Raw genomic sequence first — 16012 nt, 5'->3', positions numbered from 1 at the left:
GGCCGGCAACTTCGAGCCCGACAAGTTCGAAGATTGGTACCAAATAGCTCTGGTCGACCTCATCAACCAAAAGCACGACGCGGGATAATCCGAAGGAGCGTTGCTGTTGGGAGAGAACGTCGTCGACCTGATGGACGCGTGGCGCAGAGCGACCGCTCGGTAGCGGCCGAGACCAAGGCTTCTTAAGAAAGGAGCCAAGAAGCCGCGCAAGGCGACTCCCGGTCAGACGGAGATGCTGATGCCGATCGCCGGCAAGAAGCCCGCGAAAGGAGCCACCGCAAATAGGCCGGCTGAAAGGTAACGACGGAAGTTGGTCTGATCCGCACTACTTCTTCTTCAAGTAGAGCAATTCATCGAGCCGGCATGCGGCCCGGTAGATGGCTCCGCGGCGACCGCTGCTTCGCGAGTCCGAGTCCTGAGCTCGATCCAGGCTGACCAAAAGCATCTTCCGGATGCTCTCCAGGTCCTTCGGCTTCACTGTAGTCGGGAGAGCCTGGACCGCTCCCGCGAAAAGGGCGTCCTCATCGGTGTCGGCGGGCGCCTTGATCTCGCCCCGCGCTAGCTTCACGCGCAGGGCTTCGGCCTTCCCGGTCGACTGGCGGAAGGCGGACTCCTTCCCCGAGAGCCGGTCGACCAGCGCGTTGCGCGATGACGGATAGGTGGCAACCTGCTTGCGAAGATCCTCCGCTATCTCGGCGGCCGTCGATCGGGTCTGGTCGATGTAGAACCACACCGGAAACCACTTTCGTTGCGAGTGGGCCTGGAAGTGAATGTACTGCATCGGCTCGGCGACCTTTTCATTCCGTAGAAAGTTGCGGACGACCGCGTCGGGCGTGACGTTCTCGCGGATGACTTTCGTTCGCTCCCTTTCGACCTCTGAGACCGGCTCGACATCGCCGATCAGCCTGAGCGCCGGTGCGCCCTTCTTCTCGTCGAACTCGCCTTCGCGAACGAACTGGATGCTAGCAAGCAGTGACTTATCGATGAGGAATTTGCCGCTGGTACCTGCGACCTCGCCGGAGTCGAGATCGATCGTCGCTTCCTTGCCTATCGCGACCCGATTCATGCGAGCGCTGAATTCGGCGACGGCCCGCTGCTCGCGCGCGGCGATGATCTGCCTAAGCTCGCCTGGCTTGATCAAGCGGGTCTCCCCGACGTAGCGGAAGTATACGCCCCCTTCCTTAACGTCCTGACCGACGTTCTTGATGGCGATGACGGGGCCGTGGTCGTGCTTCTCCACGTATAGCACGCCGACCTGCTTGCCGCCGAGCTCGATGAGCCCCTTCGTCACGTGAGGGACGGGATCAAGGGCTCCCACCAGGACCCTGTTTAGGAGCGAGATGTCCGACTTCGCAAAGACGTCGTCCGAGAGCCCGTCGGCTTGGAACGTCGCGTCCGTGACCCCGAAAAGCAGGTAGCCTCCTTTGTTGTTTGCCAAGCCGGCTATCGCGCGTAGTGCCTTCGAGAAACGATCCTCCGGCTGAAGCCGGAATCCAGCCTTGCATTCGGTGCGATCGGTCTCGCCGCCGGCCAGGCGCCAGACCCCGGCTTCGCGGACGAACATGGAGCGGAGAATGCGCAGGTCGACCGGAGAAGGCGCTGGGGGCATCTTTGCCTCCGGATCCTTATAGGCCGACAGGAAGGCCTCGAGTTCTTCGGGCAGCGCCTCCTCTACAGATGCTCCGTACTTGCCCTTCTTGATCTGCGTGATGCGCCCCGAGCTGATCAACCGGTCCGGCTTGTTGAAGTAAAAATGGATGACGTCGTTTCGCCAGCCCTTCCGGAGCATCGCCTTCACGATGGCGATTTCTGCGTCGGATAAATTCCGCTGCTTGGCCATGCCGCTTTCCCCCGACCCCGATCGCCATGCCCGCCGATGCAGACGATTCGCGTAGATTACACTTGATCGTCGGTGCTACTGGAGGCTGCGGGGCACGCGCAAGGGCTGAGATCGCCGGGGAAAGCGATCGCCCTAACCCGCAGAGTCGGGCGAACACTCATGGCACGCAAAGCTGCGGCGTTTTCACCCAGCCAGGGTCAGAAGCGGCCGTCACAGGGCCAATCACGTTGGTCCGCTTTCCCTCCAACGTCGGACCCAACTGGTCAGCGGTGAGGTCGGAGATAGGCCAAAGCGGACTTCGCCGGGAACAGCTGGCGACGCCCGAGACGAGTCAGATGCGGACGTAACTTTAGCTTCGCGAAAACGACGGGATTTTAGGTGCAGTGAAGTGTTCCGTTAACCGCACCCAGGCGTTGCGGTATGTGTGCGTCACACTAATATTGCCGGCATGATGCCGAACTACATACTCGTTCCCGGTCCGCCGGTTCGCGCAGCCAGTTGGCAGCCGACGGCCGAGCTGCTGCGACAAGCGGGATGTTCCGTACAGGTGCCGGACGTCTTGGCTCACTGCGCGCCTCCGCCGCGCTGGCGCGCATGGACCGAGCACCTGCTTGCCTGCATCGACGCCCAGAGCGGCGCGATCGTGGTGGCGCATAGCTCCGCATGCGCGCTGGCAGCGGAGCTGGCTAGCAAGATGGACCTGGGCGGTCTGATCCTCGTCGATGGTGACATCCCGCCCACGCATGGATCTGTTCGGCCGGTCAGGCCCGCTCTGCTCGAGTTCATCGCAGCTCTGGCCGACGAACGCGGAACGCTGCCGGTCTGGTCGCGATGGTTTGAGGACGACACCGCGCGCGCGCGCCTGGTCGGCATCGACATCTTCCAGCGTAATGGTGCGGCATTCAGCCGTTTCGAGCAGGGGTTGCCACATCTCCGGCTTGACTGGTTCGACGACGCCATCGAACTCGCGGGCTGGGATCATGTGCCTGCCGCCTACATTCAGGCATCGCCGATCTATGATCATGCAACGGCGGAAGCCGATCGACGAGGATGGCCGTTTGCAAGGCTCCATGGTACCCACCTGGATCCGGTGCTACGGCCGGACGTGATGGCCAACGCCATCATGAAAATGACCGGCCGTCTGGAGCAGCGTGCCGCGTCAGGCGAGCGCGGCGGCTTCGTCACCCATTTGCAATTGATCCGCACGCTCCCGCTGGAAGACATACCTCGTGTCGCGAAGGGGGAAGCTGGCACGAACTTCCAGTCCGAGCTCGGGGAGCGGGTCACGGAGCTGGCGCGCGGCAGGGGCCTTGACGCCCGAAGCGCTGCGGGACCGCTGATATCGTGGCCCTCGATCATCCCGATGCACTGTGTGACGCTGACGTTCGGAGACTACGAGATCGCGATTTTCGCAGATCGAGTCGATCTGCGCGGCACTGGGCTGTTCAAGCGTTTCGAGATCGACGATTTCAATGATCCTGATCGGCTGCGAGAGGCCGTCCTGAGCCTGGTTGGTGCCTTGCTGGACATGGATCGCGCCAGTCTGGAAGTCAGCATCAAGACCGTTGTCGAGCAGCGACTTGGTCTGTCGATCAGGATACGAAATGAGAATCCTTTGCCGGGCGTGTTCGCGATCGAAAGCCTCTGCGGCAGCTTCCCGGATGAGATCGACTGGCAGACCATTGCGAGCGAGCTCGCGCGCCAAACCGGATACGCCGTTCTCTTCGTCGGTTATCGCTCGGCAGGTCGCCCTGATCACCTGGAGGCCTTCATGGCGTTCCACGTTCCACATCTGACAGAAGGATATCTGGAGGACGCCCGAAACAGGATCGATCCCGTTGGCCCGGATGGAACGGCTTTCAAGCGGAACTGACTTGCAGGCAGCATAGGCACCGCCTCACTTCCGCTTTGGGTCAATCGCGTCGTCTCGGATCGGGTAGGATCACTTCTGGTCTCCAGCGGAAAGTTGACCTGCCGTTCGCTCCGCCTTTCTGATCAGTACAGTCCCACTCACAAGAAGCCATAAGCACGTCGAAGCCAAAGAGCCGAGCCACGCGAGGTCCGGTCAAGGCTGGTGAGCCGGCTTCGCCCGTCGTGCTTAGGCGCGAGCTCTAACTGGGGCTACGGTAGCCAGGCAGCGGTCTTCCATGCGCTCATGGCTAGGTCTGCCCAATTTTGCGAACCAGTTCGCTAAGCTACGATCAGTGCCATTCGGAATGTTGATCTCTTAGGCCTTTCTTCTTCTAGCAACACTCTAGGTGTTAGAGCAGTGCCATACTGCGATAAGTGAGCACAAGAACTTACGACCGCCGATTCTACGCCGCGGAGAGGCGCTTTTATCTTGCCGCTTTAATCGGCCGGGTGGTCTGCCTCTCTGCCACCATCGTCTTCGTCGCTTTCGCCATCGGTGCTCTCCATCTTCATCGTCAAAAACACGTCTGCAGCGCAGCCTGATCTGCAGCTCGTTGACAGCGAGGAGTCCCAGTGCGCCGTGCAGCTTTCCGCGCTCAGCGACGGCGTGGCGCGGCTGCACGATGGCAGCAGCATAGCCGTTGCGGCGCAATTTTCCATCGGTCTGACGGAGCCACGTCACAGGCAATTTCGCGCGATCGCGTCGTCCCTTCGGACACCGCCTCGCAGGCAAGATAGCGTGCGTTCCGTCGTCTTGGATCTGCACCGGTCCTCATCCGCTGACAGCGGAGCTCCATCACGTCGCGCGTCGTCCGCGACGCCCGTTCGTTGCTGCCGGGCTGTTGCTACGATTCATGCCAGCGCGCCCAGCAACCTGCGGTCCTTGCGCTTGGCATGCGCGGCCGCATCGGCGGTGCTGACGGCCTGATCGCCGCAATACGCCGTGCCGTCGCACCACATCGCGTGCATGATCACGGCGAGTTTGCGCGCCACCGCAACCACCGCCCTGCGGTGTCCAGACCGCTTGGCAACCGCCAGTCCCCAGGTCTTCACCTTGTCGCGACGCTTGAAGCGCGTCAGCAGCGCGCTCGCTGCCTCGTAGAGCGCGCGCCGCACATCGGCGTCGCCCGCCTTGCTGATCGGCCCCTGCACATCGATCGAGCTGCCCGACTGCCAGCGCCGCGACGTCAGGCCAAAATACGCCGCGACATCGCGTGACCGCCGAAAGCGCGACGGATCATCGATCGCCGTCATGAAGCTCAGCGCGGCGATCGGCCCGACGCCTGGAACCTGCATGAAGCGCCGGCACAGCTCGTGTCCGGCGACCAGCTTGACGACCAGGCCGTGCAGCCGACAGTACTCCTTCCACAGCGCCGCACGGGCATTGAGCATGGCATCGATCAGCTCGCTGACCAGCGCGTCGCCGGCCACCGCGTCGCGCACCGCCTGCGCAAAGCCGCCGCGGCCGACGCGGTTGAGACGGATGCCGAACGCCTTCAAGGAGTGCCGGATCGCGTTCTCGAGATCGAGGAATTTGCGCTTGAGATTGCGTCGATGCGTCAGCAGCAGGCGCAGCCGGTAGCACGGCGCGGTCTTGATGTGCGCGCGCCGGAACCAGCCGGTGCGCATGATGTGCGCGGTCCCGAGCGCGTCCGCACGGTCGGTCTTGTTGCGCTGGGCATGCAGCGCGGCGCGCACGTGCTGGGTCTCCAGACAGATCGCCGGCAGGCCGAAACGGAGCAATTCTGGGTGCAGCCACGGCGACAGCGCGCCGGCCTCGTGGCCGACCCGCCGCAGCCGGCCAAGATACGGCGACAGTGCGCCCTTGATGGCGTCCGGGTCGGTCATCACAGCGACCTCCAGCAGCACTTCGCCCTTGTCGTCGACCACGCAAATCGCGGTCTGATCCATGCCGACATCCAGTCCGCAGAAGAACTCCATGGCGCGCCTCCTGTGTTGGTCAGAGCGCTCATTCTGCACAGCCGCCGCTGCCGCGTCAGCAACTGGACGGTCAGGCCGATTACGGACGGCAGTCGGACTTGCCCGACGTTCGCTCATCTCCAATCTCAAGCTGAATTTCCCTTAGAAGCTGCGCAATAGTTTCACGAGTAGTGTGTCTCAGTCGCATCTTTGCTGCAGCTTCGGTCGGACCATTGGCATCCGGGCGCAAGGTCTTAGCGATCTATCGACAGAACCAGAGTGATCGAACTGCATCGGCGATGCTATTCGTCCGCAGATCCGAGATAGAATGTCGGACTGCCCGCCAGCATCAATTCAACATGGGCCGGTCCAACATCGCGTAAAATTGGTGTTAAAGCCGCACGCAGATCGTCGATACGGATGGCTCCGGTCGAATGTTGATCGGCGGTAGGTCGGCAGCAACAGCGCCCATCGTGGCCGTTAAGGGGAGAGCTGTAGGGTGCGACGTCGCGCAATTCGGCCGTTCCGCTCTTGCTAGGGACATGTCACCTTTCAAGGACATCTGCGCGCAGGGCAGGGCTCGCGGGGCTTGATCCGTATGCGCCAAGCGGTGGGCACAATCAATCGCCCGCCATCCGGCGCTACTACGCGCGGGGCCTCTCCGTATTCTCTCCACGGGGTGAGCAGGATGGATGACCGATCCCGGTCTGGGCCTCAGTTCCCGTTCCGGCCACTGAGGCCCGCCTCGTCGTTTGGAGTAGTCGGCCTTTCGCGCGCTCCGATCGCGCGGGGCCGAGCCGCAAGGAGAAGCATCTGATCATGACCCAGTCCGTTCCGCCCCATCCACTCGATGACATGGAGGCGTTGGCTTGGCTGCGCTCCCAGCCCGAGGGACACGTGACGGTCAGCGCCGCTGAGCTCGGACGGCAATGGGGCTGGAATAGGATGCGGACCAGTCGTCGGCTGAAAGCCTGGGAGCGCGCGGGCCTGATCAGTCGTAACGCTGAAGCGATCATTGTAGCGGGGATCATAACACCGACCGTTACAGAGGGGACCGCCGGCGTTACGGAAGACGCCGGCGTCACCGGGATGTCCCGAGCGGAGAAAGCCCATCGTTCCCCGACACGCGTCAAGCTCGCCGCTTTGATTGTGGCTCTGGCGCTGGCTTGTGTATCGGCTGCCTTTTCCATCGACGGCCTGACCGCGATCTTTGCCGGAGCCTTCTGGCCTGTCATCATCATGGGCGCCGTGCTGGAGGCCGGAAAGCTCGTGGCGGCGGCTTGGCTGACTGAGCATTGGACGTCTGCGCCGTCCCTCCTGCGGTTCGTTCTCGTCCTGATGATTGGCGTGCTGATGGGCTTGAACGCCATCGGCGTGTTCGGCTTCCTTACCCGTGCCCACCTCGACCATATGGCATCCATAGATCTCGCCCTTGCCGACAGAACGGCAGACGTCGAGGCCCGCCTCGGGATGCAGAGCCGAGTGGTCGCTGACATTGAACGGCGTATTGCTCAGATCGACGCGGCCATCGACGAAGCGACGCGCCTTGGCCGGCCGGTCGGAGCGATGACGATTGCTGACCAGAGGCGTCGCGAACGTGCCGACATCGCGGCGGAACGCCAACGTGAGTCCCAGGCTCTCGCTAATCTACAGATCGAAAGAGCCAAGATTGACGCGCAACGCAGGCGTGCCGAGGCCGAGGTCGGACCGATACGGTATCTCGCCGAGCTGATTGGCATACCCGCCACGGACTTTGAGCGAGCGGTCCGGCTGCTCACGCTGGCTCTCGTTGCCGTCCTTGATCCGATGGCAGTGGCGATGCTGCTCGCTGCTGGCGTCCACGCAAGGCGTGTACGTTCATTCTGACCGACGCCGCGTCGCCTCGGAGGCGAGCTTTCCGGCCTGATACAGGTCTAGACCAGATCGGTGAGCAGCAAAACTGTTTGACCGTGCAGGGCAGGCGAAGGTCAGAAGAATAAAGCAAGGGCTTTTTTAAGTCCTCTCGTCAAGCCCTAAGTGACCAAATTTATTGAGGAATTTTCGGTCGATCTTTAGCTTGTGCTAAAATTCGTGCTAAACGCGGTCATCCAGCTGGACCGCGAGCCGACGAATCGGCTCCTTCGCTAGAAATAGCCTTTACACCTTTACGGTGGGTTTAGGAGCGGACCCGGCGTTGCGGGCCGCCGCACGGTGTTGACCTACTCAAAAACGCTGCGTTCGTCGTCGCGGTCCAGCCGTGATCCCCCCGAGGGGGGAGGTAACTCTGCCGAGCGTTCTGCTCTGCTCGCTCTCGAATGACTTGAGCAAAGTTCGCGACGGTGTCCTTTGAGATCAGTTCAGCGCGGGTTGGAGCGACGCTCACAAATTGCTCTGGCGAAAGCCCAACAACCACCGCATTCCCTCGGCGCGTCCTGGGAGCAGATACCACAGAGTGTTCTTGTATGGATCGGAGGACGCTCCGTGATCGAGCCCCCGAAAATCAAAGATCACCCTCCGTGGCCCATGTCGCCAAGGTTCTCGCCGACCACTACGGGATCATCTCCGAACACACCAAATACGAAGGCGGCTTCGGTGGGCTCTGCGTCAATTTCCGTCCGGCCTACGAAGGCCAGGAATGCCCGGACGTGATCGATGAAGGCGACGAAGGCGGGGATTGGCCGTGAGGCCAAGGCTCACGCGCACCGGTCACCATCCCTCGCGCAAGGCGCCAGGCATTGTAAGCCGCAGATGGCCGCCACAGCTCCTTAAGACGTGGACTTCCCGCTCGAAGCGTCGGAAGTGGCAACGATGACCGGCTTTCCATGCGCTTTGACGACAATCGGCCCTTCGATCAAATGCGGTCCGAGTGGGTCTACTGGGACATATGCCGGCGCAGGCGCACCCTTCTTCTCGTTGTTGATGCGCCATTCGCTGCGCTTGGGAACGCGCGTAAGGCCGACCGGGTAGATCTTCACCTCGTGTTCCGTGATCCTCATCCGCAGGAAATTGCGGTGACTATCAAGCCTCATGGAGCTGAACGCGTCGTTGTGGTTCATTTTGTAGCGGGCGGACGTGAGGTACAGGTAGATCCCGAAGCAGTAGCCTCCGGCCAACGCGCCGACGAGCGTCATCTCGGCAAAGAAAACAATAATCCCTGGCAAGTGCCAGCCTCCGAACGGCGGAAGCCACCCGTTCAGATGGTGGAAAAGCAGCGCCGCCAGGATCGCGACGGTAGAATGTACCGCGCCGTTGGCAGCGGAGATCAACTGGACAGCCCTGCTGTTTCCTTCCTGGCGCTTGGTATAGGCCCAGAAGCCCAGGCCGAAGAGAAGCGGCACGAGCACCAGCGAGTCAGGCCAGAGATGCACCGTTGCGAGCCCTGCCAGCCAGTAGATTGCCCCTAGTAGGAAACAGAAACCGGGGTTCAGGCTCACGAAACCGAAGTTGCCTTTCAGCAATTCCAGGCTTTCCGCCCTGCTTGGATAGCAGGCCGCCGCCTCGCAATCTTCGTGAGGTGATTCCGGCTTGGTCTTGAGCTTGAGTTCGGTCACCCGGTTGCCGAGCCATGACTTGTTGCCGTCTTTCGGATCGAGAACCACCTTGTCCTCAAGCTGGTGCGTCGGGTGGAGGAACGCTCCACCGCCGCCAGAGGTGATAAACTGGGTTACGCCGTCATTGCCGGAATATCGGCTGTAATGGTGCGTATCGCCCGACAAGACGATTGGGATTTGCAGGTTCCGCTTCGCGTTCACAGCGCTCCACGCGATGTTATCGATCACGCCGAGCGATCTGTTGCCTTGCTGAAGGGTGTAGAGCCATCCTGGTTCGGGTCCGCACAGGATGATCTTCGAATCCGGCTCCATGCGCTTGGCGATCTGGTCGAAATAGTCCTTCTGCGGCTGGTCGACATCGTCCGCGAGTTGCGCGTCCATGGCCCAGATCCACCACGTCTTCGTCAGCTGAACGGCGAAATAGCTCCGCCGTTGCCAGCTCCGCCAGCCGCCAAGGTGCAGGTGCGGGGAACGCCTTGTGAAATAGGCCAGGAAGAGCACGAGGCCATCGTACCAGTCGTGGTTTCCGGGGATTGCGTAGACCGGAGGGCCTTGCAGCATGCCGCGGTGGGGGTCCGGAAAAGCCCAGTTGTACGGGTTGATGAGCCGCTTCCGGTAGTTCGTTATTTCAGCATGGGGATACACCTCGTCGCCGCCCATCACCAACAGCTTGCCGCGCGGCAAAATCTCTTCGCCGACCTTGAGCTGCTCCTGGCTGAGCAATGATGCGATAGCAAATGTCGCATCGAACCCGTCGCCGAGATCTGCCACGAAATCAATCCAGAGCGCATCATTCTCGTCCCTGTCGAACAGGGTGGGCGGCCGGTCGTCTTCGTTCTCAAAGGTGGTCTCCGGGACGAACTGCTGTGCCCTCCTGGCAAACTCGTCCGGCGAAACGGGGTCGAGGGCGGCGACGATTAGCCGCCTGTCGGCGTATTGGCCGAAGAGATCGGAGACCACGACCCGCCACAAGAGCTTGGCCAGCAGGTCGGGCCGAAACCACGACGTCATCGTCGGGTATTTCTGCAGCTCCTCGATGGAAACAGGCGGATCACCGGCCACAATCCCCTCCTAGTGCAGTCTGTCAGCGCGCGTCACCGCGCAATGAAAACTTCAGGTCTGCGCTGCGGCGGCCCGAATCCCGCTCGCTGAATCGATAATCGTTTTCGCGGCTGCCCCCATCTTATTGATGGAGTCGAGGGCATCCTGTTCATCCGCTATGATTGCGTTGTTGCCTTCGACGATTGCCTTGAGCAGGCCACCAAAATCCGGCTTGCGCCCTAGAAACGTCTCGCGTTCCGTAATGTACTCCTTGTACGCGTTCATGGAATCCCAGACCGGCGAAGGGGCCATGGCCGAGTACAACGTTTTGGCTTCCCGGCCGATCGCAGGAGGAAAGTTGTCGCGAATGAAACGAAGCCGCTCTTCGGCGCAAGCCTTCCAGAGCTGAAACGCGCGCTCCTCGTCGGCGGTGAGGTCGCGCAAGTTGCGCTTCTTGACGAGGTAGTTCACGTTCGCCGCCAAGTGCGGGCCAATCTTGTTGGCGTACCGCTTGATGCTCTCGTGGTAAAAGTAGCCGTTTACCGCTTTGATGTCGCCAATGATGCTCGTCGCGGCCGCCGAAAATAGCTTGGCTTCCGGCAAACTGACCAGGCCGCTGAAGGTACCGATCGCGGTCGTCCACTTGTCGAGCTTCTGCTCTAGGTCGGCCTGTTGCTTGACGTAGGCCTCGACGACTTCGCCGTAACCCAGGATCGCATTGATATAAGCGTTCTTCTCCCTGAGGGATTTGACAGCGTCTTTCTGCACCTTATTGCGATACCCGGTGCGATAGTCTCCCTCCATGCGGATGACTTCCGGATCGCGGGGATTGAGGCAGGAGTAGCTCCCTCGGGAGACATACTCGAGTTGCTCAGACTTGCGGACGAAATCCTTTTCGAGATCGAGTGCCAGTTGGTCCGACGAGGTTATCCCGCCACTAAATGCCGTCACCGAAACCGAAAACGAATTGCCCAATTCAGTCGTACTTGCGCAGCCGCCAAGCATGGCTGCGGCAATCAATGCCCCAATACGCACTTCCGCCCCCTCGTTCGTGCGATGCCTATTCTCGGTTTAGTTGCGCCTCGCAACAAGCTCGCCTGTGGCCTTTCCATCGTTGTCCACAGGATGTTCATCGTTCGCAGCGCGTCACCCCCTCTACCTCAGACCTAAAACTCATCGTGGCGCGGTTCTATTGCGTCTCATGTCTACTTCCGTGTGGAGGCTGCATCCACTCCGCTGCCTAGGGGACTGGGAATCTGGACCCGAAGCGCGTCAGCGCAAGGCATCCAACCGTATCCCTGAGGGTCCCTCGGTCGGAGCCTCCTTGCCCCGCCGCTCATCCTTCGTGTCTTCAGGAATTCCCGTCCGGCAGCGATTGGCGCAGCCGGTTAAACCAAACGGGAGTACGAAAGATGAAATCAATGAAAAGAAACCGGCGTCGCACGCGGTCTATGTGGTCGAAGGCGAAAATGACATCGCCTTCTGGACGAAAATAGGCGCAGCGTGGGAGCACCAGGACGGCAAGGGCTTCAACATCCAGCTGAGCTGCCTGCCCTGAATGGCCGCCTAGTCATTCGCGAACCGAAGGCCGGCGCGGAGGCGGGGCGATGAGCCCCGCCGCTAAGCGGCGGTACGCCGTCCAGTTCGAAGACTGGACGGTCTACGAAGCTACGGTATTCGCCAGTAGCGCACCCGAAGCCATCGAGAAGGCAAAAGCCATCTACAACCTCAATGGATTGGCCGAGCTCTCGGCAGTTGAAAGCGGCGACTCACTCTGGCACGCCCGATGCCTGGACGAGGAGGTGGCATCATGAGCACCGTGCTCAATCCTCTTCTCAACACGGTCACCCATGGCGACTGTGTTGAGGTGATGCGTCGCATGCAGTCTGCCTCGGCGGACTTCATCCTCACGACCCGCCCTATCTGTGCCGCTACCAGTCGCGGGATGGGCGAACCATCGCCAATGATGATCGCGACGCAATGAACTGCTGCCGGCCTAGTCCGCGCGGCGTCTCGGCCTCGTGCCGAGGCGCCCTCGCGCCGAACGCAATGTTATCGCTGCCGCCACAACTATAACTTGATGGCTGAGGTACCATTGAGTGCGCCATCTGGCGCAACTGAAAAACCCGTCGCCGAAAGGCGACGGGCTTCACCCAGACGGAATGCCCCCAAAGCCTAGCAAGCAAAAGGGAAACCGTCCAAACACGAGGTGCCACAATGGGCGACTAAAACGAGCAAAATGATGTCCCAGGGCGTTGTTTGAAGGCCGCTGAATAGGGCATCAATCCCTGGCACCGTGCAATTCAGCCACATCTTAGGGAAGCACTCTTCTCTTAGGGAAGCACTCTTCGGGAAAGGGGGTGAGAATGTGCCCGTTGATGATGGGTCTCAACCCGTCTTTCCCTTTGAGAAGCCGTGGGTAGTCTCCCTTTAAGCGGGTGCAATCTACGACCCAGACCATATTTCCGTAGAAGCGTTTCCAGCGCATCAATCAGGTCGCGCTGCGTGACGTCGTCGAGCGTGGACGCGGCAATCGCGTCGCAAAGGTCGTTGACGTTGAGGATCTTAGTCATTCAAGGATCTCCCTTTGGTTATCGGCTGCGCCAATCGCGGCCGAACGGGAAATTTCGGGAGACGAGGAGATAGCGGGCGCGCAACGGAGGGTCCGGCCGAGGGTCCCTTCAGGGATACGGCTGGATGCCTTGCGCGTACGCGCCTCGGCGCCAGTTTCCTCAGTCCTATTGGCCGTGCATTGGGGACAGACGCGCAACGGGAGATGGGCTTGAGACGCAATAAAACCGGACGCAGATCAGTTTTGCTCGATAGGCCAGGAGTCAAACCGCATGCTAGCAAGAACGGGTAGGCAAGACGAAAGAGAGAGCACGCAGGTGCGCAGGAATTGGATATTCGATCCGGGAAAGCTCCAACCGGGCGACGTCGTTCTGGAGAGAGGAAAACGTCTGCGCAGCAAGGCAATCGCGCTAGCGGACCGTGGGACCTACAGCCACGCGCTTCTCTGGCTGGGAAATACGGACTTCATCGAAGCGGTTGGCAACGGAGTAAGAGTAATCAGCTTTCAGCGAGTGCTGGTGCATCATCCTAAGCGCTGGCTGCTAATCCGGCTGGTGGAAGATCCAGGAAAAGCGCAGAAGGCTGCGGCCGTAGCTAGAAACCTCGCGCATAAAAAATACGATTTGAGAGGCGCCCTGTCGACAAAGATGGGCGGCCGCAAGACTCCCGATCCGACCAGCCTGTTCTGTTCTCAACTGGTCGCAACGGCCTATGCCGAGGCCGGCTATGCCATCGCACCGGGGAAAATTGCCGCCCAGGTGACACCAGCCGACATTGAAAACAAGTCGGGAATGACGAGTATTCCCTTGCCGCTTGTGGAAGTCGAACGAGGGCGAAAGGCTAACAGAGATGAAAGTTACAAGGGCACATCAATGGAGCGAGAGATGCAAGTCTCTCAAGAGGCGTTTCTCGCGGTCCAGGGCCATATTGATACCTTGGAAGATCCTGCTACAGATGGCGTGAACTTCCCGCCTGGAAGCCTATATGATTTTTTGGAGGTCCTCTCTCGCCAGAAGCGAGGAGTAGGCACCGAATCGGAGGACTTGCTCCTTTCAGAGCTGAGCAGGCTCAATTACTTCATGCTTTCCGTCCCTACCGTGATAGGCGCGCGCGCGGAAATTGAGAGCGCGCGCGCCGAGCTACTCGCACCTGATATTTCTGATGCAGAGCGCCACCAGATACTTGAGAACCTGAACACGGTCGCTATGTCGTATCGCGATACGCAGCAACGGTATCAACAAAACGGTGCTACATGCCAACGAATCTATTCGTATCGTCGCCATCAGCTCTGGCTCAAGCTGGCGGCAATGCATTTCCGCAACGCAGATGGCATGAGCATGCTCATCGAGCTGACAACCGATACCCAACACCATCAAGGCTAGCAGGCAGCAAAGGTGGCCAGCAGGAGTGCCCCCTAGCTGTCTTTCGCGAGTGATCGTCACCGGAGGCCGAGACACATGGGCGCCGGCGCGCTTGCGCGTAGAGCCGGTCAGAATTTACTGACGCTCAGAGTTGGTAGAGCGGTATCCCCGGCGCGGCCTATAGTAGGCTATCGATAATTCGTTATCCTACCGAATAGTTGATCGCGGGTAAGGACGACTAGGTGAGAGGGATGAGCGATGCGCTTCAAGCGCTCTGAAGGCCTGTCGGCATCCGAGAAGCTACTGGCAGAACTCTGCGACAGGTCATTCCTGAAGCTTTGGACCTATCCCAACCTGTTCAAGAAACCGCCGGGCAAAGAGCTGATCGATCTCCTGGTGGTGTTCGGGAACGACGTCATCATTTTTTCCGACAAATCGTGCAGCTATCCGAATACAGGCGACGCTGATCTCGATTGGTCGCGCTGGTACAGGAAGTCAATCGCCGACTCGGCACATCAGATTGCACAGGCGGAGCGTTGGATACGGTCGTGCCCCGACAGGGTATTCCTGGACGCAAAATGCACTGAAAAGCTCCCGATAGAATTGCCGAACGCAACCGATATGCGCGTGCATCGGATATGCGTCGCGCTGGGCGCTCTCGACCGCGCGGAAGCCGAAACAGGCACGCGTGCACTGAAGATCGAACCAGCCGTCTTGAACGATGCGGGACGATTTACGGTGGGCCGGACGGATAAGGCAACTAGCTGGGTACACGTGTTAGACGATACGAGCCTAATGACGGTGCTCAGCGAACTCTCAACGATCAAAGATTTTATCCACTATCTCGACAGCAAAGTCGCTTTGATGGAAACGGGTAACTTCAAGTTTGCAGAAGCGGAAACTGATCTTTTGGCCCGCTACCTCTGGCACGACCGGACATTTCCCATCGTGGAAGTACCCTACCGGATTGAGCCGAAGCTGTGGGAGAAGGTGGAGGCATCACCAGAGTTTTTAGCTGGCCGTGAGGCAAACGAGGTTAGCTATTTTTGGGACGGGCTCATTGAATATATTTCCGATCGTTATCTGAACGAAACGCTCGAATTTGGCAACGAATACAGCATGTCCGATCATGAGCGGATCGTCCGGACCATGGCAGGAGAGACCCGATTTTTCAGAAGGATCTTGTCCAAGGCGATATTGGAGCGGGCGGAAATTGCGAAACAGCAAGCGATCAGCACCCTGTTGCCATCGGATCAAGGTGACGTCAGCTATGTGCTGTATATTGGGCGAGGCGATCAGGGAGGAGATCACGCCGCATATCGAACTGAGCGCGCAAAGAATCTTCAGCTGCGTTGCGTTGCCGCGAAGGCGGTTAATCCAGAGAAGCGCTTTGTTGTAGGTCTAGCAATGGACGCCCGAGGGGTGAAAGGCTCTTCGGAAGATTTCTTCTTGATAGATACCGTCGGCTGGTCTGCCGAAGACATCGGCAGGGCTCAGAAGGTAAGGACAGACCTCGGCTATTTCAAAGCTGGAAGCGCGATCATGTCCCGCATTTCGGAGGATGAATATCCGGGAGGCCGGAAAGCGGTCGATGTTCCAGGACTGGCTAATGAACTATCAGGCCTAACGGTCTCGGAATCGATTGAACTTGCCGCCATGCTCAAGACCAGGTGGGACCGGTCGGGGTAATAATCCTTCGCGACACCAGGCTGTATTATCGATCTGGGCGGAAGAGACGCCGAGCACGTTCCTGAAGGGTTAGGGCGGCTAGTCTCTACACCTTCCCCCAGGCGGGGGCTTGGCTCGGGATTGCCAGTGAAGGTCCCCGACTTTGAGCA

The 16012-nt window shown here is 59.9% G+C and carries 12 protein-coding genes; 8 read left to right on the top strand and 4 right to left on the bottom strand.

The features are described 5' to 3' along the window. Positions 1 to 325: 325 nt before the first annotated feature. Positions 326 to 1840, bottom strand: coding sequence for an ATP-binding protein (locus QX132_RS28665; protein ID WP_316163451.1), 1515 nt, complete (start codon positions 1838 to 1840; stop codon positions 326 to 328). Between the two features lie 448 nt (positions 1841 to 2288). Between QX132_RS28665 and QX132_RS28660 the strand changes: the two genes are divergently transcribed. Next, positions 2289 to 3713: an alpha/beta hydrolase gene (locus QX132_RS28660; protein WP_316163450.1), complete on the top strand. Its 1425-nt coding sequence runs from the start codon at positions 2289 to 2291 to the stop codon at positions 3711 to 3713. Between the two features lie 890 nt (positions 3714 to 4603). Here the strand turns inward: QX132_RS28660 and QX132_RS28655 are convergent. Further along, positions 4604 to 5692, bottom strand: a complete 1089-nt coding sequence (locus QX132_RS28655) for an IS110 family transposase (RefSeq protein WP_316163449.1) — start codon at positions 5690 to 5692, stop codon at positions 4604 to 4606. Between the two features lie 798 nt (positions 5693 to 6490). Between QX132_RS28655 and QX132_RS28650 the strand changes: the two genes are divergently transcribed. Both QX132_RS28650 and QX132_RS28645 read left to right on the top strand, forming a co-directional pair. Further along, positions 6491 to 7537 (top strand): hypothetical protein, encoded by a 1047-nt coding sequence (locus tag QX132_RS28650; protein WP_316163448.1) that lies wholly within the window; start codon positions 6491 to 6493, stop codon positions 7535 to 7537. Between the two features lie 629 nt (positions 7538 to 8166). Further along, positions 8167 to 8334: a hypothetical protein gene (locus QX132_RS28645; protein WP_316163447.1), complete on the top strand. Its 168-nt coding sequence runs from the start codon at positions 8167 to 8169 to the stop codon at positions 8332 to 8334. Between the two features lie 81 nt (positions 8335 to 8415). Here the strand turns inward: QX132_RS28645 and QX132_RS28640 are convergent, their stop codons facing one another. After that, positions 8416 to 10263, bottom strand: a complete 1848-nt coding sequence (locus tag QX132_RS28640; protein WP_316163446.1) for a metallophosphoesterase — start codon at positions 10261 to 10263, stop codon at positions 8416 to 8418. 51 nt (positions 10264 to 10314) lie between these two features. Next, a complete protein-coding gene (locus QX132_RS28635) occupies positions 10315 to 11277 on the bottom strand; it encodes a hypothetical protein (RefSeq protein WP_316163445.1) in 963 nt (320 codons plus the stop codon). Positions 11278 to 11566: 289 nt separating this feature from the next. Between QX132_RS28635 and QX132_RS28630 the strand changes: the two genes are divergently transcribed. From QX132_RS28630 to QX132_RS28610, 5 genes are all read left to right on the top strand, one after another. Beyond that, entirely contained in the window at positions 11567 to 11800 is a 234-nt protein-coding gene (locus QX132_RS28630) for a hypothetical protein (RefSeq protein ID WP_316163444.1), read from the top strand. Between the two features lie 49 nt (positions 11801 to 11849). After that, positions 11850 to 12056 (top strand): hypothetical protein, encoded by a 207-nt coding sequence (locus QX132_RS28625; RefSeq protein WP_316163443.1) that lies wholly within the window; start codon positions 11850 to 11852, stop codon positions 12054 to 12056. After that, entirely contained in the window at positions 12053 to 12226 is a 174-nt protein-coding gene (locus QX132_RS28620; RefSeq protein WP_316163442.1) for a hypothetical protein, read from the top strand. Before QX132_RS28625 ends, QX132_RS28620 begins: the two co-directional genes overlap by 4 nt. Positions 12227 to 13085: 859 nt before the next feature. Next, positions 13086 to 14195, top strand: coding sequence for a YiiX/YebB-like N1pC/P60 family cysteine hydrolase (locus tag QX132_RS28615; RefSeq protein ID WP_316163441.1), 1110 nt, complete (start codon positions 13086 to 13088; stop codon positions 14193 to 14195). 237 nt (positions 14196 to 14432) lie between these two features. Continuing rightward, positions 14433 to 15863 carry a hypothetical protein gene (locus QX132_RS28610; RefSeq protein ID WP_316163440.1) on the top strand — a complete coding sequence of 477 codons (1431 nt, stop codon included), beginning with the start codon at positions 14433 to 14435 and terminating at the stop codon, positions 15861 to 15863. The last annotated feature ends 149 nt before the right edge of the window (positions 15864 to 16012 follow it).

This window comes from Bradyrhizobium sp. SZCCHNRI20481 (assembly GCF_032485055.1).
GTDB lineage: Bacteria > Pseudomonadota > Alphaproteobacteria > Rhizobiales > Xanthobacteraceae > Bradyrhizobium.
Note: the sequence above shows the minus strand (reverse complement) of the source record. Positions and strands in the feature narration are given on the sequence as shown.